The following is a 19,955-nucleotide window of genomic DNA, read 5'->3' on the forward strand; positions in this document are numbered from 1 at the left end:
TTGGTTATGCCTTGCTCTTCTTGCCGACCGCGAAGTAGCTGAAGCCGTGCCTGGTGACTTCGGCGATCGGATAGATGTTGCGCAGATCGACCAGCACCGGCGTCTTGACCAGGGTCTTCAGCCGCTTGAAGTCGAGCGCGCGGAATTCCTCCCATTCGGTGACCAGCACCAGCGCATCGGCGCCCTCGGCGATCTCATAGGGATCCTTGCCGTAGACGACCGGTCCGAGCAGCTCCTTCGCCGCATCCATCCCCTCGGGATCATAGACGTGGACCGTGGCACCACCGTCGAGCAGCGCCTGGATGATGGTGATCGAGGGCGCGTCGCGCATGTCGTCGGTGTTCGGCTTGAAGGTCAGGCCGAGGATGGCGATCTTCTTGCCGCGCACATTGCCGTCGCAGGCGGCGACCACCTTGCGGCCCATGGCGCGTTTGCGGTTGTCGTTGATGGCGACGGTGGTCTCGATCAGCCGCATCGGGCTGTCATGATCCTGCGCGGTCTTGACCAGCGCCAGCGTGTCCTTGGGGAAGCACGAGCCGCCATAGCCGGGGCCGGCATGCAGGAACTTGTCGCCAATGCGCTTGTCCATGCCGATGCCCTTGGCGACCTTCTGCACGTCGGCGCCGATCTGCTCGCAGAGATCGGCGATCTCGTTGATGAAGGTGATCTTCATGGCGAGAAACGCGTTGGCCGCGTACTTGATCAGCTCGGAGGTGCGGCGTTCGCAGAAATAGAGCGGGGCTTCGTTGAGGTAGAGCGGGCGGTAGACTTCGCGCATGACCTCGATGGCGCGCGGCTCCTCGGTGCCGAGCACGATGCGGTCGGGGCGCTTGAAGTCGGTGATGGCGGCACCTTCGCGCAGGAATTCCGGGTTCGACACGACCTCGATGTCCTTGTCGGGGAACTCTTCGCGGAAGATGCGCTCAAGCTCGTCGCCGGTGCCGACGGGAACCGTCGACTTGGTCACGACGACGGTGAAGCCTTCGACGGACGCGGCAATTTCACGCGCGGCGGCATAGACGTAACTGAGGTCCGCATGGCCGTCGCCACGACGCGAGGGCGTGCCGACCGCGATGAAGACGACGTCGGCGGAGGCTACTGGTGCGGCGAGATCCTTGGAGAAATCCAGGCGCCCGGCGGCTCGATTTTGCGCGATGATCGTGTCGAGGCCGGGTTCGAAGATCGGTACTTGGCCAGCTTCGAGCGCATCGATCTTGGCCGCCGACTTGTCGACACAGGTGATATGATGGCCGAAATCCGCCAGGCAGGCTCCCGAGACGAGGCCGACATAGCCCGAGCCGATCATCACAATACGCATGAAAGTTCTTCCTCAAACGCCGATCACAGCCCTGCCTGATGGCAAGGCCATGATGGTGTTACAGAGGTAATTTTATAAGTTCAAGACAACCAAGAGGTCAGTTGCGGCCGAACTCATCGACGATACGGATGATGTCGTCTTCGCCGAGATAGGAGCCGGTCTGGACTTCGATCAGCTCAAGCAGGATCTTGCCCGGATTGGCCAAGCGATGGACTTCGCCAAGGGGTATGTAGACCGATTCGTTTTCGCGCAGCATCTGCAGGTTCTCGCCGATCGTCACTTCCGCCGTGCCCTTGACGACGATCCAGTGCTCGGAGCGGTGGTGGTGCTTCTGCAGCGACAGCTTCTTGCCCGGGGTGACGAAGATGCGCTTCACCTGGAAGCGGTCGCCGTTGAAGATCGATGTGTAGCCGCCCCAGGGACGGTAGGAGGTCGGGTGCGTCTCGGTGAGCTTTGATGTCGCCGGCTTGGAGGCCAGCATCTTGACGATGGCGCCGACGTCCTGGCTGTCCTTGAGGTGGCCGACATAGACAGCATCTTCGCTGGCGATGACGGCGACATCGTCCATGCCGTTGACCGCGAGATGCACGCCATGGGTCATGACCAGCGAGTTGCGGGTGTTGACGACAGTGGTGTTTTCGGCGGCGACATTGCCCTTTTCGTCAGGATTGCCGCTCTTCCAGATCGCATCCCAGCTGCCGAGATCCGACCATTGGAAGGGAGAGGGAACGACGGCTGCGTTCTTGGTCTTTTCCATGACTGCGTAGTCGATGGAGATATCGGGGCTTTCGGCAAAGGCCGCCTTGTCGAGGCGGATAAAGTCGAGATCCTTGACGCCCTTGATGGCAGCTTCGCTGGCGGCTCTGAGGACTGCTGGGGCGAAAGCCGTCATCTCGTTCAGAAGTGTGGAAACGGGGAACATGAACATGCCGGAGTTCCAGTAGAAGCCGCCCGATGCAAGCATCTCCTCGGCTTTTTCAATCGGCGGCTTCTCGATGAAGCGCTTGACGGAAAGCGCCCCGCTTGGCAGCGCTTCGCCGCCTTCGATATAGCCATAGCCGGTTGCCGGTCCCGTCGGCTTGATGCCGAAGGTGACGAGCTTGCCTGCGGATGCGGCGGCGATCGCTGCGCGCACCGCGTCGAAATAGACCTGGTCGGCGTCGATCTCGTGGTCGGAGGCCAGCACATGCATGATCGCGCTTTCGCCGAAGCGGTCGCGCACGAGCGCGCCGGCTGCGGCAACGGCAGCGCCCGTGTTGCGGGCCATCGGCTCCAGAAGGATGCTCGACAGCGAGATATCGAGTTCACGAGCCTGTTCGGCGATGAGGAAGCGGAACTCCTCGTTGGTGATGACGATCGCTGGCTCATAGAGCGTCTTATCGGAAACGCGCAGCAATGTTTCCTGAAAAAGGGTGGTATCGCCGATGAAGCGGATGAACTGCTTGGGGGCCGTGGCGCGCGACAGCGGCCACAGGCGGGTGCCCTTGCCGCCTGCCATGATTACTGGAACGATCTTCTGCGTCATCTGGATGTGTCCTCGAATGGTCTTTAATCGCTGATCAGTTTGTGGTTGCCCAAATGCGGATGCGCTTGAGGCCGGCTGCAAGAAGGTTGGCGGCCGCGCTCTCCGTCTCCGCTTCCACGTAGCAGCGCATTTCCGGCGCATTGCCCGATGGGCGGAAATGGATGATGCGCTTGTCGGCAAGCGTCACGCGCAGGCCGTCGATGTCGCTGATGCTGTCGACTTGGCCGATCGGCTGCAGGAAGTCGGAGAGATTGGCCGGGCTCGCGCGCAGATGGGCCATCAGCTTGGCGCTGGTCTCGACCGGGAAGTTCTCAAGCCGGTCGGCGGCGGCGAAGGGGAGCGCGTAGCCGGATGCGACGACCGACAGGGGGCGCTTGTTTGCCGCGGCCTGTGCCAGCGTCGCCAGCACCGGCAGGAAGCAATCGCGGGTCGGCAAGGCCAGCAGCGTGGTGCCATCGAGCTCGAAATCGCTTGCCACCAGCGTGCCGCCATTGGCCTCGAAGCCGACGACGCCGGTCTTGCCGGATGCCAGCGCCTCCTGCATGCCTGAGATCACGAACGGCGATCCGACGCGGGTGCGGATGACGTTGAACGATCCCGATGCTTCGATGCCGGAGTTGGAGGTCACCGGTGTCACCACGGCGTCCGCGCCAAGGAAGTTGGCGGCGATCAGGCCAAGCAGGTCGCCGCGCAGCGGGGTGCCGGTCTCATCGGTGACCAACGGCCGGTCGCCATCGCCATCGGCAGACACGATGGCGTCGAGGCCGTGGTCGCGTGCCGCCTGCTTCAGCAGTGCAACGGTCTCTTCCGAGACGGCTTCGGTGTCGACGGGAATGAAGTGTTCGGAGCGCGCGAAAGCCGTGACTTGAGCGCCGAAGTGCTCGAGCAGGTTGACCATGAGATCGCGCGCGACGGTGCTGTGCTGGTAGACGCCGACTTTCAGGCCAGCAAGTGCATTGGCGGGCAGCAGGCTGGCGTTGCGCTTCGTGAACAGGTCGAGGCATGCGCTCGACCGATCCTCGGCCTGCCGGTCATCCAGCGGCCAATCGAAGCCGGTGCGGTCGAGATCGGTTGCCGCTGCCGTGATCGCGGCTTCATCGGCCTTGTCGATCTCGCCATCCGGCCGATAGAACTTGATACCATTGCGATCGGCGGGGATGTGCGAGCCGGTGATCATCAGCGAGGCGGCGCCGAGATGCAGGCCGTAGAGAGCCAGCGCTGGCGTCGGGACCGTGCCGCAGTCGATCATCGCAAAGCCGAGTTTGCCGAGCGCCTTGATGCAGTCGGCTGATATCTCAGGGCTGGAATCACGAAAGTCGCGGCCGACGAGGATCGGGTCTCCGGCCTTCGCCCGCCCGCTTTCAAGCAGATAGCGGCCAAAGGCCGTCGCATAGAGCGCCGAAGCCCGGCCTTTCAGATCCTCGGAAAGGCCGCGAAGCCCGCTTGTCCCAAATTTCATTCTGAATAAGCCCTCGGCAACGCTTGAAATCGTCCACGCTTTGAAAGCAGATTACGCAAAGTTCGTAAACTTTGATGGCCGGCGACCGGTAAAATGTCCGCCAAATCCCTTTTCGACGCAAGTTAGTCGCTCGCTTTTGGCGAGCCGGTGGAGGCAATTGCATGAATGAACAGACCATCGCACTCGAAGACAGCTGGAAGAGCGCCTTGTCCACCGAGTTCGAGCAGCCCTACATGCAAAGGCTGAGAAGCTTCCTTATCGAGCGAAAGCAGATGGGGAAACGGATTTTTCCTAAGGGATCGGAATATTTCAGGGCTTTGGACCTGACGCCGCTTAAAGATGTGAAGGTCGTGATCCTCGGACAGGACCCCTATCACGGCGCGGGTCAGGCGCATGGCCTGTGTTTCAGCGTACAGCCGGGCATTAGAATTCCGCCGTCGCTGGTCAATATCTACAAGGAGTTGCAGGCCGATCTCGGTATTATGCCGGCGCGTCACGGCTTTCTCGAACATTGGGCGCGGCAGGGCGTTCTGCTTTTGAACAGCGTGCTGACGGTCGAGGAGGCGCAGGCGGCGTCGCACCAGGGCAAAGGGTGGGAGACCTTTACCGATGCCGTTATCCGCAAGGTCAACGATGAATGCGATGCCGTGGTCTTCATCTTGTGGGGCGCCTATGCGCAGCGCAAGGCGGCGTTCGTCGATACATCCAGGCATCTCGTTCTCAAATCGCCGCATCCATCGCCGCTTTCGGCGCATAACGGCTTTTTCGGCTGCCATCACTTCTCCAAGGCGAACGCCTTTCTCGAGGAGCGTGGCCGTTCGCCGATCGATTGGCAACTTCCCGAGAATCCTGCCGATGAATAGCTTGTGATGAACGACATGTGTTCGTCGTTCACTAAAAGTAGACAATGCGTTCCGGTGAGTGGGACTATTCCAACGCGCTGATAAAGATCATCTATGACCCATCAAACAGCCCGCCAGGCGGGCCAGAAAGGGGTCTCAAATGCTCGACCAGATCAAGGGTCTTCACCACGTTACGTCGATGGCTGCGAACGCCCAGACGAACAATCAGTTCTTCACTCACGCGCTCGGTCTGCGCCGCGTCAAGAAGACCGTCAACTTCGACGCTCCTGACGTCTACCACCTCTATTATGGCGACGAGAACGGCGCGCCGGGCACGATCATGACCTACTTCCCGTTCCCGAAGATGGCGCAGGGCCGTCCCGGCACCGGCGAAGTCGGAACGACGGTCTATTCCATTCCCGAGGGTTCGATCGGCTTCTGGAGCGATCGTCTCGCCAAACTGAATGTGACCGGTCTGAAGACCGAAGAGACATTCGGCGAGAAGCGGCTGAACTTTGCCGGTCCCGATGGCGACGGCTTCGCGCTTGTCGAGGTCAAGGACGACAACCGTCTGCCCTGGACGCATGGCGGTGTTGATCAGGATCATGCGATCCGCGGTTTCCACTCGGTCGCCATGCGGCTGCGCGATGACGGCGCGACATCGGAACTCTTGAAGTTCATGGGCTATCAGGTCCAGGACGAGCGCGACGGCGTCAAGCGCCTGACCATCCCAGGCGGCAACGGCGCGCATCTGATCGATCTTGAGACGATGCCGAACATCTCGCGGGCGCTTCCGGGTGCAGGCTCGGTGCATCACGTCGCTTTCGCCGTCGAAAACCGTGCAAAGCAGCTGGAGGTCCGAAAGGCCCTGATGGACACCGGATACCAGGTGACGCCGGTTATCGACCGCGATTACTTCTGGGCGATCTATTTCCGCACGCCAGGCGGTGTGCTGTTTGAAATCGCCACCAACGAACCGGGCTTCGACCGGGACGAGGATACGGCGCATCTCGGCGAAGCGCTGAAGCTGCCGACGCAGCACGAGCATCTGCGCTCGCTGCTCGAACAGCACCTCGAACCGCTGGAAGCATAAGCTAGGGATATCGATATGACCGATCATGGATATGTGCACCGGCTGCAGGCCGGTGCCGCGGGCAAGCCTATTCTTTTCACCCTGCATGGGACGGGCGGAGACGAGAACCAGTTCTTCGACTTCGCGCGGCAGCTTCTGCCCGAGGCAACCATTGTCTCGCCGCGTGGGGATGTGTCGGAATACGGCGCCGCGCGCTTCTTCAAGCGCACCGGCGAGGGCGTTTACGACATGGCCGATCTGGCGCGGGCGACCGACAAGATGGCGGGTTACGTCAGCGAGCTCGCAAGGGAGCACCAGGCTTCGGCGATCCTCGGACTGGGCTTTTCGAATGGCGCCAATATTCTCGCCAACGTGCTGATCGAGAGGGGGCTTTTCGATGCGTCGGCGCTGATGCACCCGCTCATTCCCTTCCAGCCGAAGGCCAACGCAGGTCTGGCGGGTCGCAAGGTGCTGATCACCGCCGGCGAACGCGATCCGATCAGCCCCGTGCCGGTCACGAAGGCTTTGGCTGATTACTACGAACGCCAGAATGCTGATGTGACGACTGTATGGCATCCGGGCGGGCACGAGATCCGGCCGAACGAAGTCGATGCGATCAAGGCATTCTTCGAGCCGTACAGATAAGACACATCATCGGGCAGGCCTTTCGGGGCCTGCCCGATGGCTTCCGGCGGTTACCACTTTGATCTAGGGTCATGTCTTCAATCTTCTGTGGTAATTTTTCATCATAAATACTGGAGCGGGTATAGGGTTTCATTTTCCGAGGATATCATTCGTATGAGCGATATTGCCGACCTCAGGATGATCTTGGGCCTTCTCCGTCGCCAGATATGGGTGGTCTTGGCCACTGCGGCAGCCATTCTCTCGCTCACTGCTATCGTCTTGATCTTGTTGACGCCGCGATATACGGCGCAGGCGCTTGTCGTGGTCGATACCAGCGCCAAGAACCTGCTGGCGCCGGATAGCGCGGTCATTGCCAGTGCTTCCGATAACGCGCGGGTGGAGGGTGAGGTGCGGATCGCGCAGTCCGATGCGGTGCTCCTCGACGTCGTGCGCGAGGGCAAGCTCGTTGATGACCCGGAGTTTAGACCTCGATCGGGCTATCTCGGCTTTGTCGGCACCTTGGCTCGCTTCGGCGGCGCATCCTCTCACACCACCGATGACGCCGAGCGCGAGACGCTGGCCTCGTTCAAGGAGGCGGTCCGCGTTCGTCGCGAGGGGCTGACCTATCTCATCACCATTGGCGTCACATCGCAGGATGCCGGGAAGGCCGCGCTTCTCGCCAATCGGGTGGCGTCGGTTTACATCAGGCATCAGATCGCCGCCAAGGTGGCGAGCACGATCGCGGCACGCAACAGCCTGCAGGCACGGGTGAGTGCCGCCAAGGACAGTCTTGCAAGCCACGAAGGGCGGCTGGATGGCTTCCTTGCCGCCAATGCCGGGATGCGCGATGCCTTCACGAACGCCAACATGGCCCTACGCGTCGCCGATGCGCAACTCAATAAGCCAGCCACGCTGCCCACAAGCACGCCGCAGCTGTCCACACCCTCCGAGACGTTGACGCAATTCTACAGCCTGCAGCAATCGGCTGAGATCGCGCGGGCGCAATATCAAAACCTGCTCACCCGACTGCAGGATTTCGAGGCGCAGGCCAGCCTGCAACTGGCCGACAGCCGGGTGATTTCGGAGGCATTGCCACCGATCGAGCCGTCCTATCCGAGGGTTGCTGCGATCCTTGCCGTCATGAGCCTTGTCGCGCTTGGGCTCGGTATCGGGGCGGGTTTCCTGCGGGAGTTCTTCGTTGGCGGATTTACCGGGGAGGATCAGGTCGAGGCGGTGCTGAACATCCAGCTGGCCTCGGTGGTGCCGCATGAGGAGGGCGGCGAGCTGGAGCGGCCGCATGGGCGCGGGCTCTCCGACCGGATCATGACGGCGCCGCTCTCGGTCTTTTCGGAATCTATCCGGCGCATCCGGGTATCGGTCGAGCAGGCGCTTCTCAGCCGGCATGCTGTGACGGAGGATGCCCGCGAGGAGGGCATCGTCATCATGGTGTCCTCCAGTCTTCCGGGGGAGGGGAAATCGACGCTCGCCACAGCGCTGGCGCGGACCTATGCGCTTGCGGGCAAGCGCACGTTGCTCATCGACTGCGATCTCCGGAAGCCCAGCATTCACCGTCATGTCGATCGCGAGCCGACACCGGCCTTCGTCAATCTGCTGCGCGGCGAGGCCGATCCGGGGCTCGCCAGCATGGTGGCCGTCGACCACGCCACGAACCTCTCCGTCATACTGGGCGCTCGGCCGGCGGAGTTTGCCACCGACGAGCTGCTGATGAGTGCGCGGGTGCGAGCGCTTCTCGCTCGGGCGCGGCTGCATTTCGACTACGTCGTCATCGACACGCCGCCGGTCGAGGCGGCGGTGGATGCGCTCTATCTGGCGAGGCTCTGCGACGTCGCGCTCTTTGTGGTGCGCTGGGCGCGGACGCCGCAGAACGTCGCTCGCAAGGCGGTGGCGGCGCTGAAGGGGAATGTCGGCGGCGGTACGCCTGTGATCGCGGTGCTGAACGGGCAGGACCAGCGCCATTGGTTCAGCTTCAAGGCCAAGCCGCTTTGGCGCACGGCCTATGCTGGGTAGGGGGGTGGAGCCACCGCTCCCGCCGTGGCCTACCTCTTTAGGTGCAATCCAGGCGTTTATCGGCGGCATGCGCTTGACACGATAGTTGCGTTACTAAAGGTTTAACTCATTCATAAATGCAACCTTATTCGCGTCATGGCTGCGCCCCGGCTTTTCTCGGTGGCGCTCGACTGCAGGCATTTGAAATAGCGATTTCACTCATTCGTTGAAGAGCGACGCATGGTCCGTGCAAGGCGCATTCTCGTCCATGATTACTCCGGTCATCCGTTTCAGGTGCAGCTCGCCCGTTCGCTAGCGCGGCGTGGGAGCGAGGTTTTGCACGTCTATTCCGAAAGCTTCCAGACGCCGAAGGGAGACCTCGGTGCGCGGCCGGATGATCCGCCCATGTTTCGTATCGCCGGCCTTTCACTGTCCGAGCCATTCCAGAAATCGAGCTTCCTGAAGCGGCGGGCGCAGGAGATCGAGTTCGGACGACTGGTGGCCGGTGAGATCAGGCGGTTCCGGCCAGACATCGTGCTTTCCGCCAATGCGCCGCTCGATACGCAGGCCGTCATTCACAAGGCTGCGCGCGCCGGCGGAGCACGGTTCGTGTTCTGGCTGCAGGATATCTACAGCGAGGCCATCGGCCGCTTTCTGCCCGCAGCGTTTCCGCTGATCGGAAACGCGGTCGCGCGCCGATATCAGCGGCTCGAATTCGGTCTGCTGAGAGAAAGCGATCATGTCGTCGCGATCACCGGCGACTTCGTTCCGCATCTCCTGATGAACGGCATCACGCCCGGTCGGATCTCCGTCATTGAGAACTGGGCGCCGCTGGAGGAGATGCGATCAATCGGACCGGTTGTATCCGAGAGCGAAAGAGGCGATGGCCCGATCCGGGCGGTCTATGCCGGCACGCTTGGCTACAAGCACAATCCCGATCTGCTGCTGCAGGCGGCGAAAGCGCTGCCTGTTGCGATCGACGTCCATTCCGAGGGCGCGATTGCCGAAAGCCTGACGCGCAAGGCAGCCGCGGAAGGTGTCACCAATCTGCGCGTAAGGCCGTGGGTGCCGTTTGCCGATCTGTCCGATCTGCTCGGGTCAGCCGATATTCTGATCGCGATGATCGAAGAGGGAGCCGGGGCTTTCTGCGTGCCATCCAAGGTGCTGACCTATTTCGGCTGCGGCCGGCCGGTGCTGGCCTCTGTTCCAAGGAACAACCTGGCGCGGCGTCTCATCGAGCGCGCCGATGCTGGCCTTGCGTCGGATCCTGATGATGCGGCGGCGTTCATCGACAATCTGCGTGGGCTTGCCGGCGATGCCGGGCTGCGTCGCAGGCTCGGCGCGAATGGTCGCTCTTATGCCGAGGCGCATTTCGCGATCGAGCCGATCACCGACCGTTTCGAGGCGATTTTCGCCGGTCTCTATCAGATGGAGAAACAGGCAATCTAGCGCTGGGGGGCGTTGCATGCTGGAGAAGACTGCACTTGTCTGCGGCGCCGGAGGGTTTATCGGCAGCCACCTCGTCCGTCGACTGAAACGCGACGGCTTTTGGGTTCGCGGCGTCGATTTGAAGCTGCCGGACTACGAGGAAAGCGTGGCCGACGAATTTATCGTCGGAGATCTCCGGCTGATCGACGTCTGCGAACGGGTGATCGATCGCGATTTTGACGAGGTCTACCAACTGGCGGCCGATATGGGCGGTGCCGGTTACATTTTCACCGGCCAGCACGATGCCGATATCATCCACAATTCGGCGACGATCAATCTCAATGTCGCCGATCTGTGCCGCCGGCGTGGGGTTGGGCGCGTGTTTTTCTCCTCGTCTGCCTGCGTCTATCCCGCCGTCAACCAAGTCGATCCCGACAACCCGAACTGCGTGGAATCCTCCGCCTATCCCGCGGCACCGGACAGCGAATATGGCTGGGAGAAGCTGATCTCGGAACGGCTCTATCAGTCCTATGCCCGCAACTACGGCATGACCTGCCGCATCGCTCGCTACCACAACATCTTCGGCCCATCGGGAACCTGGGATGGCGGCAAGGAAAAGGCGCCGGCGGCCATCTGCCGGAAGGTTGCGCAGGCGGATCATGGCGGCGAGATCGATATCTGGGGCGATGGCCTGCAGACGCGCTCCTTCCTCTACATCGACGAATGCATCGAGGGCACGATCCGGCTGATGCGCTCGGATTTTGCCGGGCCGGTCAACATTGGCTCCGAGGAGATGGTCAGCATTAACCGCCTGGTTGACATGGTGTGCGAGATCGCCGGCAAGCGGTTGCACAAGCGTCATGTTGCCGGTCCGATGGGCGTTCGCGGACGCAGATCGGATAATCGGTTGATTGCCGAGACACTGTACTGGCGGCCGACCCAGCGCCTGATGGATGGTCTGGAAAAGACCTATGCGTGGATCGAAAGCCAGCTGCTGCGGAGTGCTGCGTGAGACGCGCCTTTCCTCGGTGGAGCAAGTTCTCCGACATGGGCGGTAGGCCACGCGGCTCGGTCAACGCGGCGTTGTTGATCCTGAGCTTCGCGGTCGGGCAGGGATCGATCTTCCTGGCGCAGACATGGCTGATCCATCGCGGTGTGCTTGATCTCCTGGCTGCGTTCGCGACGCACTTCTCCTTTGCGATCCTGGCATTGATGACCGTCGACTTCGGCTCGCCTGTCGTCGTCGCAAGGCGGATTTCGCTGGCGGGGGACAGCGAGATGCGGGACGTGCCGCGGCGCTGCTATTGGCAGGCATCGGTTGTTCGGCTTGGCGTTGCACTCGTGCTGTCGGTGGCGGCGCTTGTCTATGCATGGCTTGGCGGAGGCGGGTTTTCGCGGGCCTATATTCCCGCCGCCATCCCGGCACTGTTGATCTCGGCGTTCAACGCGGCGGGCGTCTTCGATGGGCTGGGGCTCAGCGGCATCAGCGGGTTGACCGGGATGCTTGCCTATATCGCGTCCGCCATCGCGCTGGTCGCGGCCGGCGCTCAATTGGCCGATGCGGGCGTGATCCTCGGGGTGGCGCTGTCGCTTGGCTACGCCTTCGCGGTCGTCGCGCAACTGGTCGTGCTTTGGTGGCTGGGCTGCTCGATGCGTGTGGTGCCGGTCAGCGTCGCTGATTGCGGCCTCTTTGCCCGTGAGGGCTTAAGCGTGCTCCTTGCGATCCTGCCCGGGCAGCTGTCGTTCCGCTTTCAGATCGTGGTCTGCGCGGCGGTTCTGGGGCAGGCGGGTGTGGGACTTTTCGTCTATGGCAGGCAGATCGCCGCCGCCGCCTCGCAGGTCCTTGAGTTCGTGCGGCGCGCGCACTTTCCCGATATGGTCCGTGCTCTTCGGCTGGGTGATGCCACGGTTAGGGCGGGCTTTGAGGCGCAGCGGTTGGCGACGCTGCTTGCGATCGCGCTGACGCTTGGATTGATGCTGGCGGGCGGCGCCTGCTTCTTGCTCATGACCGGCGCCTTCGCGCAATCGGGTCTGGTGGTGGCGCTCTTTTCCGCCGGGGTGATGACCGGCGCGCTGTCGCAGACGCTGGGGCAGGCGGCGCAGGGGCTTGGCCGCTTTCGGGTCGTGGCCGTCGCCGCCGTGCTTGCGATGCTGGTCGGTTTTGCGGCGAGTGCTGGTCTCGGGGCGTTGCTCGGGCTTGCCGGGCTGGCGGTGGCGGAGGTGGTAACGCATGTGGTTGGGGCGCTGGTCATCTGGGCTTCGGTGTTCCGGCGAGCGGACGGGCTGAAGACACTGCGGGTCAGCGCATGATCAGGCTCTGGACCGTCGCGGCGCTCTATCTGGCTAATCTGCCTTTCGCCGACAGCCTCTTCGTCGTTCTGCTGACGCTACCGATGTTTCTGATCGTGCTGGTCGGGCTGTATCGCATTCGGTCGCGCCAGTTCGAGGTCGGCGATGTCTTCTGGTTCTGCCTTTTTGTCTACTTCGTGATCTCGCCTCTGCAGCGCATGAATGGGGACCGGATCGGCGGCGCGACCGCGATCACGGCCTATGCCTACGAGCCGCACGAGTTCATTGCCGCGATGCTGATCGTCGTCCTGTTCTGCCTGCCGTTTTTGTTTGTCCCGATGGAGCGAGACGCGCCGGCCGCCGAGGCGGGTGGTTCAATATTGCCGATGCCGGTTCTGCTGGCCTTGAACGGGTTTGCTTTTGCATCCTTCGTCGCATCCGAAGGCGGAATGGAGCGGTTGTTGTCGTCGCGGCTGGAGCAGGACCCGGCGCAAGCTTTCATCGGCGGCCTGTTCTTTCTCGGACTGCAATCGGTGACCGCTTGCCTTGTCGCGGTGCGGTTTCATGTGTGCCGATCGCGACTGATTTCTCTCGTGCCGCTGCTTCTCGTTATCGCCTTGCTGGCGGTTGCGCGAAATCCGTTCAATGCGCCGCGCTTCATGCTGCTGGCGGTCTGGGGGCCGGTCATGCTGGCGCTTTGCGGCGGCAGGGTTGCGGCTGCGTGGTTTTATGCCGTCGGGCTGTTGGCGCTGACGGTCCTGTTTCCCGTGCTGAATATCACCACGCGGCTTGGATTGGAGGGCGTGGGTGGTCTCTCCGAAATATCCGTCTTCGGCAACTTTTTCGACATTCCCTCGGTCGATGTCTTCGACATGGCGGTTCATGCCGTGCGCTTCATGTCGGCGCATGATCAGATGTGGGGCGAAAAGCTCGTCGCCATCCTGTTGTTCTTCGTGCCGCGCGTGGTCTGGCCCGGAAAGCCTCTCGTGGGCGGGCTAGATGTCGGCAACGAGCTGTTTGCGGCAGGCATGTACGGGACGCCGAACCTGTCCTTCTTCGTCGGCTGCGATCTCTACATGGATTTCGGCTTTGCCGGCGTCGCGTTGGGCGGGGTCGTTGCGGCCATGCTGCTGCGGTCGGTGTTGACGGCGGAGTGGGGCGCGTTCGGCGGCGTCAGCGTGTTGCGTATTCTCATCGCCTCGTCTTTGCCGATCCTTCTGCGTGGTCCTGTCGGCGCCGTGCTGCCGTTGTTCGTCTGCCAGATCGCCGTCGTGCTGGCTCTGTCCCGGCCGGTCCGGGACCAAGTCTATCCGGCGCTGCTCTATCAAGAGCGGTTGAGACGATGAGCGGTAACGCGCAGGAGAATTTCGGCATACTCGGCGCCTCGAAGTCCGGCTCGCGTGAGGGCGGGCCGAGTTTTGGTGCCAGGCATCGCGCATTGCGGCTGGCTTGGGGGATCACCTGGGAACTGCTCGCGGCCTGGACGCCGGCGCCATTGCATTGGTGGCGGGCGTGTCTGTTGCGGCTGTTTGGGGCGCGGCTGGCGCGCAATGCGCGGGTGCATGGATCGGCGCGGATCTGGTACCCGCCGCATCTGATTATGGAGGAGAACACGCTGATCGGTCGCGGGGCGATCATTTACTGCATCGCGCCTGTTCGTATCGGACGCGGCGCGGTGATCTCACAGGGCGCGCATCTGTGCACCGGGTCGCATGATATCGACGATGCGTCGTTTCAGCTTACGGCTCGGCCGATCAGCATTGGTGCGAACGCCTGGGTCGCGGCCGAGGCCTTTGTCGGCCCCGGCGTTTCGATCGGGGAGGGGGCGGTTTTGGGCGCGCGGGGCGTTGCCTTCAGCGATCTTGCCGCACGGACTGTTTATGCGGGTAATCCGGCGCGGCCGATCCGCGGCCGGGTTGCCAGCTCATAGCTGCGCGCGCGTCACCAGCCCATAGCCGTGGTCGCCGACACCCAGGCTGCGGCGGCGATTGCATAGCCCTGGTCGTTCAGATGCAGCGCATCGGAGCGTAGCGACCTCGGTACGAGGCCGGCGGCGATGTCCTGTTGGTCCTCGGTCGTTTGGTTGGCTGCGGCTGCGAGTGCGCCGTGGAGATTGACGAAGCGTGTCGTGTAGAGGGCGGCCAGATTGGCGTTCAGGGCGGCGATGGTCTGGCGGGTTTCGGGGGTATCAGACGCTGAAGGCAAGATCGAGCCGATCAGGTAGCGGCCGCCGGGCACATGGGCCGTCATGGCCTCGATGTCGGAGAGAACAGTCTCGGGTGTGACCGCACTGTTGCGGCCGGCCCACAGCCATTGGATCTGGCCGGTGGTCAAATCGCTGGGGTGGAAGGGCGTGGCGTATGCGACGGCCACGGCATCGCCCGCATGGCTACGCGTGAACAGGTGGCACGTGCCGCGATCGCTCGTCAGCGTGCCCTCCACGCCGGCCAGTGTGCCGCGCAGGCCGATGGCGCCATTGGTGCCGTGCAGCGCCTCGACCGATCGATAGAGGGCCTCCACTTGCGGGGTCTCGTCGCCCCATTCGATGACGATGTTGTCGAGCGACCAGCGGAGAAGGCTTCCGCTGCTGAGGAAGGCGATTGCCCCGCAGGATGGGTTTGCGCTGGCGAGATTGCCGGCGGTGAAGACCAGTTCATAGTGGCCGCTTGCCAGGATCGGCCATGTCGGATCGCCGCCTGATGTCGTCGTCGCCCAACTGCCGCCCGGTGCGCCGAGGCCGCCGACATGGACCTGGCCGCTGCCGTCTATGATCTCAATGTCGAAAGCGAGGTGGATGGTTTTGCCGCCCGGGATGATCTGGCCGCCGGGGATTTCGGCGATGGCGAGTTCGCATCCGCGCAGCACGCCGGCGTCGTCGTTTTCGACGAGCAGCCTGCCGTCGAGCGTCGAGACCGGTGCCGCGTGGCCGTCCTGGAGGCGCGGCAGCCAGCCGTCGCTATCCTGATCGAAGCGATAGAGCCGCGAGAACTCCGGGTGATAGGCGGGGATTTCGCCATCGCCTGGTGTCAGCTGCAGCGTTGTCTCGGCCGCGCCCTTTTCGAACTGGCCGGGGAAGATGCGTAGGGTGACGTCGATCGTGCTTCCAGGGATGATGTCGAGCAGATGCGTGGAGCGGATGAAGCCGTATGTGTTCGTCGCCGTCGCCGTGACGTGGCTCCGCGTGCCATCAAGGGCGAAAGCGGGCGCGGCGATTTCGGCGAGGTAGCCGCCGAGTTCGTCGGCCTCGATCAGCAGCAGGCGCATGCCCGCTACGCCTGAGGTGGAGCCGGCGATCATCTGGATCGCGCTTGAGATCGTCCAGGGGTTGCCGGGTTGCGCCGCGTGGTTGGCGGCGATGGCGCCGTAGATCTGCCGGCCGATGTCGGTGAAGCCGGCGGTTGCCGTCCCGTGGATCTTGACGTCGCCATAGGGCAGGCCGTTTTCGTCGGTGCCCTTGTTGATGCATTCATGGGTGAGGCCGTTGACGATGCCGGTCTCGAACCTCTCCATCCAATCGCGGGTATGTGGATAGAGGTTTCTGATATCGCCGCCGGCCAAGGCAAGCTTGAGCGGCACGCCGCCTTGTCTGGCCGCGATTTCGGTCGAGGTCTGGCCGCCGATGCCGCGATTGATGATCATCCTCGGCGGATCGAAGAGGCCGGCGGCGATGGCTGGGAAGGTGGTGTCGCGGGATGATGCGCCGGCACCCTCGGTGAGGCTGTCGCCGAATGCGATGATTGTGCGAGGGCCGGGGCGTTGCCGGGCGGGGGATTGAGTAGTCGAAAGGGCGATACCGAGAAGCATTGCGGGTCTCCTGTAAGAATTGGGAAAAACATCCTAGTTCAGTGTCGGGAGACGGGGACGAGCTGTCGGCGCAAGTTCTTTTGCGGTCGAGCCGCGCAAAGCGTGGCTACCTTCATGTTGTCTTAAGTAATTATCTTGAGATTACAGTTTCCTTGTTCCATGATGATTCCGGCCGGAAGGTTTTCTGTGTCCGACGTCATGTCGATCGATGCAGATCGCTTCCGTAGAGAACATGTTTCCTGGTCATCGATCGCGTTTTGCGGCCGCTAGACTTGATTTCACAATAGTACGCCGCCTGTGTGCGCTCGCCGTGGGCCTGATTGGGAAGATTGCATGAATTCGGAGTTTGCCGTTCGCCCCATGCGGCCCGGTGAGTTGGAGCTAGTGCTCGAATGGGCGCGCCAGGAGGGGTGGAATCCAGGTCTCGACGATTCGCTTCCGTTTCATGACGCGGATCCATCGGGGTTTTTCGTCGGCGCGGTTGGCGAAGTGCCCGTCGGCTCGATCTCGGTCGTCAAGTATGGCGACGACCTGGCCTTTCTCGGGCTCTACATGGTTCACCCGGAATTTCGCGGCAAGGGTTACGGCAGGGCGATCTGGGATGCCGGCATCGCATCGGCGAATGGCCGCAGCATCGGGCTCGATGGCGTCGTCGCCCAGCAGGAGAATTACCGCAAGGCCGGCTTCGAGGAAGCCTACAAGACGGTTCGTTATGGCGGCGTGATCGGCGCGTTGCCATCGTCGTCTCTGACCGCCACGCCCGTGACCGACAAGCTGGATGGGCTGGTGCGTTATGACGCCAGCGTGTTTTCGGCGCAGCGCCCGGCTTTCGTGACCTCGTGGTGCACCAACCGCAAGCATCGGCGCACGGCCGTCGTGCGCAAGAGCGGCAAGATCCGTGGCTATGGCACGATCCGCCGCTGTTATGACGGATACAAGATCGGGCCGCTGTTTGCCGCCGATGCGGATAGCGCCGCGGCGCTGCTTTCCACGCTCGGGCAGGAGGCGAAGGGCGCGCGGGTGTTCATCGATATCCCGTCCGACAATCGCGACGCCGTGGCGCTTGCCGTCGGCATGGGGCTGGAGCCTGTGTTCGAGACGGCGCGTATGTATCGCGGCGCCGTTCCCACCGTTCCGCTGAAGAATGTCTTTGGCGTCACCACGCTGGAATTGGGCTAACTAGCTCGCGTCCGACGTCGCTGGGGCCACGCGATTGGGGCGGCCCTTTTCGGCGATGGCGATGCCGCCGAGCGTCAGCACCAGTGCCACGATGTGGAACGTCTGCAGTGTTTCGCCGAGCAGGGCGACTGAGAACAGCGTGCCGAAGACGGGCACGAGATTGATGAAGAGTGCCGCGCGGTTGGCGCCGATCCACTCGACGCCCTTGATATAAAAGACCTGTGCCATCAGCGAGGCGAAGATCGCCGTGTAGATGGTGATGAGCCATCCGGTGCCGTCGGGAAGCTGAGCCGCACCCTTCGATGCCTCCCAGGCGAGAAGCGGCAGCGCGCTAAGCATGGCGCCGAGCGCCGGCACCGCCATCAGCGTGCGCCAGTCGAGCGGCGGTTTCCATCGCAGGAAGATGGTGTAGACCGAGTAGGCGGCGACCGCGACCAGCATCAGGCCGTCGCCGGTGTTGAGGCCGAGCTCCAGGAGCGTGGTCAGGCTGCCGTGGGCGGCCGTCAGCGCCACGCCGAGCAAGGTCATCGCGAAACCCAGGATCTGGGCCAGCGACACGCCGGTGCGGAAGAACAGGAAGTTGAGCAGGAATATCAGCATCGGGATGCCTGCCTGCTCGATTGCGACATTGATGGCGGTCGTATATTTTACCGCGGAATAGAGCATGGCATTGAAGAGCGTGTAGCCGACGATGCCGTAGAAGAAGAGCAGAGGGAGGTTTTTGCGCACGACCGGCCAGTCACGCTTCAGCTGCGGCACGGATATGGCGGCAATGATCGCCGTTGCGACGAACCAGCGCAGGGAAGTCAGCATCATCGGGCTGACGTGACCGAGCGCCAGTTTTCCGGCAACGGTATTGCCACCCCAGCACATCGCGGCAACGACAAGGCATATGTAGGCGGCAAACTGCACGGCCGATTCTCTCCCGGTCGGCTGCGCGGGCGCAGAACTTCCTCCGACGATGGCGGCAAATAGCCTGCCAATAGCTGATTTGTCACGTAAAAAGCCAATTCAGACGGCAATACAGGGTCGCTTTCCCAAAAACAAAGCCTTATAGATGCGCGGGTTTGAGCAGGGAGCGGTTAAATCCGCCTTTAACAGGAAGACGTGAATGACGAACGTAGTTGTGGTCGGTTCGCAATGGGGTGACGAAGGCAAGGGCAAGATTGTCGACTGGCTTTCGGAACGTGCCGATGTGATCGTGCGCTATCAGGGCGGACACAATGCGGGCCATACGCTGGTCATCGATGGTGTCAGCTACAAGCTGGCGCTGCTGCCGTCGGGCCTCGTGCGCGGCAAGCTCAGCGTCATCGGCAACGGCGTCGTCGTCGATCCTCATCATTTCGTCGCCGAAGTCGAGAAGCTGCGTGCCCAGGGCGTCAACGTATCGCCCGAGGTGCTGCGCATCGCCGACAACGCGCCGCTGATCCTCTCCCTGCATCGCGATCTCGATGGTTTCCGTGAAGATGCTGCCTCCAACAGCGGCACCAAGATCGGCACCACCCGCCGCGGCATCGGCCCTGCCTACGAAGACAAGGTCGGCCGCCGCGCGATCCGCGCCATCGACCTTGCCGACAAGGAAGCACTGCCTGCCAAGATCGACCGCCTGCTGACGCACCACAACGCTCTGCGCCGCGGCCTCGGCCTGCCGGAAATTTCGGTGGAATCGCTGGAGAAGGAACTGAACGACGTGGCCGATCAGGTTCTGCCCTATGTCGACCAGGTCTGGCGTATCCTCGACGACCAGCGCAAGGCCGGCGCCCGCATCCTGTTCGAAGGTGCGCAGGGCGCGCTGCTCGACAACGACCACGGCACCTATCCCTTCGTCACCTCGTCGAACACGGTTGCCGGTCAGGCTGCCGCCGGTTCGGGTCTCGGCCCGACGGCGATCGGTTATGTTCTCGGCATCACCAAGGCCTATACGACCCGCGTCGGCGAAGGTCCGTTCCCTTGCGAGCTCGATGACGAAGTCGGCAAGCATCTTTCGACCGTTGGCCGCGAAGTCGGCGTCAATACCGGCCGTCCGCGCCGCTGCGGCTGGTTCGATTCCGTTCTGGTTCGCCAGACGGTAAAGACCTCGGGCATCACGGGTATCGCGCTCACCAAGCTCGACGTTCTCGATGGTCTCGACGAACTGAAGATCTGCGTCGCCTACAAGCTCGACGGCAAGGAGATCGATTATCTTCCGGCCAGTCAGGCTGCCCAGGCGCGCGTCGAGCCTGTATATATCACGCTCGAGGGCTGGAAGGAATCGACCGTCGGCGCGCGCAGCTGGGCCGATCTGCCGGCCCAGGCGATCAAGTATGTCCGCCAGGTTGAAGAGCTGATCGGTGCCCCCGTCGCTCTCCTGTCTACAAGTCCTGAGCGCGATGACACCATACTTGTGACCGATCCTTTTGAGGATTAAG

The 19,955-nt window shown here is 62.6% G+C and carries 16 protein-coding genes; 11 read left to right on the forward strand and 5 right to left on the reverse strand.

Features of this window, described 5'->3' with window-relative positions:
- Positions 1-4 precede the first annotated feature (4 nt).
- The 3 genes from D460_RS0103160 to D460_RS0103170 all read right to left on the reverse strand — a co-directional run bounded on the left by D460_RS0103160 (position 5) and on the right by D460_RS0103170 (position 4,302).
- Entirely contained in the window at positions 5-1,318 is a 1,314-nt protein-coding gene (locus tag D460_RS0103160; RefSeq protein WP_018897052.1) for a UDP-glucose/GDP-mannose dehydrogenase family protein, read from the reverse strand.
- A 97-nt stretch (positions 1,319-1,415) separates the two neighbouring features.
- The gene (locus D460_RS0103165; protein WP_018897053.1) at positions 1,416-2,843 is read right to left on the reverse strand and encodes a mannose-1-phosphate guanylyltransferase/mannose-6-phosphate isomerase; all 1,428 of its coding nucleotides are present in this window, start codon (positions 2,841-2,843) and stop codon (positions 1,416-1,418) included.
- 34 nt (positions 2,844-2,877) lie between these two features.
- Positions 2,878-4,302, reverse strand: a complete 1,425-nt coding sequence (locus D460_RS0103170; RefSeq protein WP_018897054.1) for a phosphomannomutase — start codon at positions 4,300-4,302, stop codon at positions 2,878-2,880.
- A 161-nt stretch (positions 4,303-4,463) separates the two neighbouring features.
- Between D460_RS0103170 and ung the strand changes: the two genes are divergently transcribed.
- The 9 genes from ung to D460_RS0103215 all read left to right on the forward strand — a co-directional run bounded on the left by ung (position 4,464) and on the right by D460_RS0103215 (position 14,494).
- Positions 4,464-5,165 (forward strand): uracil-DNA glycosylase, encoded by a 702-nt coding sequence (gene ung / locus D460_RS0103175; RefSeq protein ID WP_018897055.1) that lies wholly within the window; start codon positions 4,464-4,466, stop codon positions 5,163-5,165.
- A 139-nt stretch (positions 5,166-5,304) separates the two neighbouring features.
- Positions 5,305-6,237: a VOC family protein gene (locus D460_RS0103180; protein ID WP_018897056.1), complete on the forward strand. Its 933-nt coding sequence runs from the start codon at positions 5,305-5,307 to the stop codon at positions 6,235-6,237.
- 15 nt (positions 6,238-6,252) lie between these two features.
- Positions 6,253-6,861: an alpha/beta hydrolase gene (locus tag D460_RS0103185; RefSeq protein WP_018897057.1), complete on the forward strand. Its 609-nt coding sequence runs from the start codon at positions 6,253-6,255 to the stop codon at positions 6,859-6,861.
- A gap of 153 nt (positions 6,862-7,014) precedes the next feature.
- Positions 7,015-8,868: a Wzz/FepE/Etk N-terminal domain-containing protein gene (locus D460_RS0103190; RefSeq protein ID WP_018897058.1), complete on the forward strand. Its 1,854-nt coding sequence runs from the start codon at positions 7,015-7,017 to the stop codon at positions 8,866-8,868.
- A gap of 219 nt (positions 8,869-9,087) precedes the next feature.
- A complete protein-coding gene (locus D460_RS0103195; protein WP_018897059.1) occupies positions 9,088-10,296 on the forward strand; it encodes a glycosyltransferase family 4 protein in 1,209 nt (402 codons plus the stop codon).
- A gap of 16 nt (positions 10,297-10,312) precedes the next feature.
- Positions 10,313-11,287: an NAD-dependent epimerase/dehydratase family protein gene (locus D460_RS0103200; RefSeq protein WP_018897060.1), complete on the forward strand. Its 975-nt coding sequence runs from the start codon at positions 10,313-10,315 to the stop codon at positions 11,285-11,287.
- Positions 11,284-12,585, forward strand: coding sequence for a hypothetical protein (locus D460_RS0103205; RefSeq protein WP_155947663.1), 1,302 nt, complete (start codon positions 11,284-11,286; stop codon positions 12,583-12,585). Before D460_RS0103200 ends, D460_RS0103205 begins: the two co-directional genes overlap by 4 nt.
- Entirely contained in the window at positions 12,582-13,910 is a 1,329-nt protein-coding gene (locus D460_RS0103210) for a hypothetical protein (RefSeq protein WP_018897062.1), read from the forward strand. Before D460_RS0103205 ends, D460_RS0103210 begins: the two co-directional genes overlap by 4 nt.
- Entirely contained in the window at positions 13,907-14,494 is a 588-nt protein-coding gene (locus D460_RS0103215; protein ID WP_018897063.1) for a DapH/DapD/GlmU-related protein, read from the forward strand. The genes D460_RS0103210 and D460_RS0103215 overlap by 4 nt, the downstream gene beginning before the upstream one ends.
- A gap of 11 nt (positions 14,495-14,505) precedes the next feature.
- Here the strand turns inward: D460_RS0103215 and D460_RS0103220 are convergent, their stop codons facing one another.
- The gene (locus D460_RS0103220; protein WP_018897064.1) at positions 14,506-16,368 is read right to left on the reverse strand and encodes a hypothetical protein; all 1,863 of its coding nucleotides are present in this window, start codon (positions 16,366-16,368) and stop codon (positions 14,506-14,508) included.
- Positions 16,369-16,701: 333 nt separating this feature from the next.
- On the opposite strand from D460_RS0103220, the gene D460_RS0103225 reads away from it, so the two are divergent.
- Positions 16,702-17,547 carry a GNAT family N-acetyltransferase gene (locus D460_RS0103225; RefSeq protein WP_018897065.1) on the forward strand — a complete coding sequence of 282 codons (846 nt, stop codon included), beginning with the start codon at positions 16,702-16,704 and terminating at the stop codon, positions 17,545-17,547.
- Here the strand turns inward: D460_RS0103225 and D460_RS0103230 are convergent, their stop codons facing one another.
- Positions 17,548-18,459 carry a DMT family transporter gene (locus tag D460_RS0103230; RefSeq protein ID WP_018897066.1) on the reverse strand — a complete coding sequence of 304 codons (912 nt, stop codon included), beginning with the start codon at positions 18,457-18,459 and terminating at the stop codon, positions 17,548-17,550.
- A 199-nt stretch (positions 18,460-18,658) separates the two neighbouring features.
- On the opposite strand from D460_RS0103230, the gene D460_RS0103235 reads away from it, so the two are divergent.
- Positions 18,659-19,954, forward strand: coding sequence for an adenylosuccinate synthase (locus tag D460_RS0103235; RefSeq protein ID WP_018897067.1), 1,296 nt, complete (start codon positions 18,659-18,661; stop codon positions 19,952-19,954).
- The last annotated feature ends 1 nt before the right edge of the window (position 19,955 follow it).

Origin of the sequence: Rhizobium sp. 2MFCol3.1 (assembly GCF_000377565.1) — a bacterium.
GTDB lineage: Bacteria > Pseudomonadota > Alphaproteobacteria > Rhizobiales > Rhizobiaceae > Rhizobium.

Excerpts from the sequence above, each read along its gene's own strand:
- D460_RS0103160 (WP_018897052.1), bottom strand. The coding sequence starts at position 1,318 with ATGCGTATTGTGATGATCGGCTCGGGCTATGTCGGCCTCGTCTCGGGA.
- D460_RS0103165 (WP_018897053.1), bottom strand. The coding sequence starts at position 2,843 with ATGACGCAGAAGATCGTTCCAGTAATCATGGCAGGCGGCAAGGGCACC.
- D460_RS0103170 (WP_018897054.1), bottom strand. The coding sequence starts at position 4,302 with ATGAAATTTGGGACAAGCGGGCTTCGCGGCCTTTCCGAGGATCTGAAA.
- ung (WP_018897055.1), top strand. The coding sequence starts at position 4,464 with ATGAATGAACAGACCATCGCACTCGAAGACAGCTGGAAGAGCGCCTTG.
- D460_RS0103180 (WP_018897056.1), top strand. The coding sequence starts at position 5,305 with ATGCTCGACCAGATCAAGGGTCTTCACCACGTTACGTCGATGGCTGCG.
- D460_RS0103185 (WP_018897057.1), top strand. The coding sequence starts at position 6,253 with ATGACCGATCATGGATATGTGCACCGGCTGCAGGCCGGTGCCGCGGGC.
- D460_RS0103190 (WP_018897058.1), top strand. The coding sequence starts at position 7,015 with ATGAGCGATATTGCCGACCTCAGGATGATCTTGGGCCTTCTCCGTCGC.
- D460_RS0103195 (WP_018897059.1), top strand. The coding sequence starts at position 9,088 with ATGGTCCGTGCAAGGCGCATTCTCGTCCATGATTACTCCGGTCATCCG.
- D460_RS0103200 (WP_018897060.1), top strand. The coding sequence starts at position 10,313 with ATGCTGGAGAAGACTGCACTTGTCTGCGGCGCCGGAGGGTTTATCGGC.
- D460_RS0103210 (WP_018897062.1), top strand. The coding sequence starts at position 12,582 with ATGATCAGGCTCTGGACCGTCGCGGCGCTCTATCTGGCTAATCTGCCT.
- D460_RS0103215 (WP_018897063.1), top strand. The coding sequence starts at position 13,907 with ATGAGCGGTAACGCGCAGGAGAATTTCGGCATACTCGGCGCCTCGAAG.
- D460_RS0103220 (WP_018897064.1), bottom strand. The coding sequence starts at position 16,368 with ATGCTTCTCGGTATCGCCCTTTCGACTACTCAATCCCCCGCCCGGCAA.
- D460_RS0103225 (WP_018897065.1), top strand. The coding sequence starts at position 16,702 with ATGAATTCGGAGTTTGCCGTTCGCCCCATGCGGCCCGGTGAGTTGGAG.
- D460_RS0103235 (WP_018897067.1), top strand. The coding sequence starts at position 18,659 with ATGACGAACGTAGTTGTGGTCGGTTCGCAATGGGGTGACGAAGGCAAG.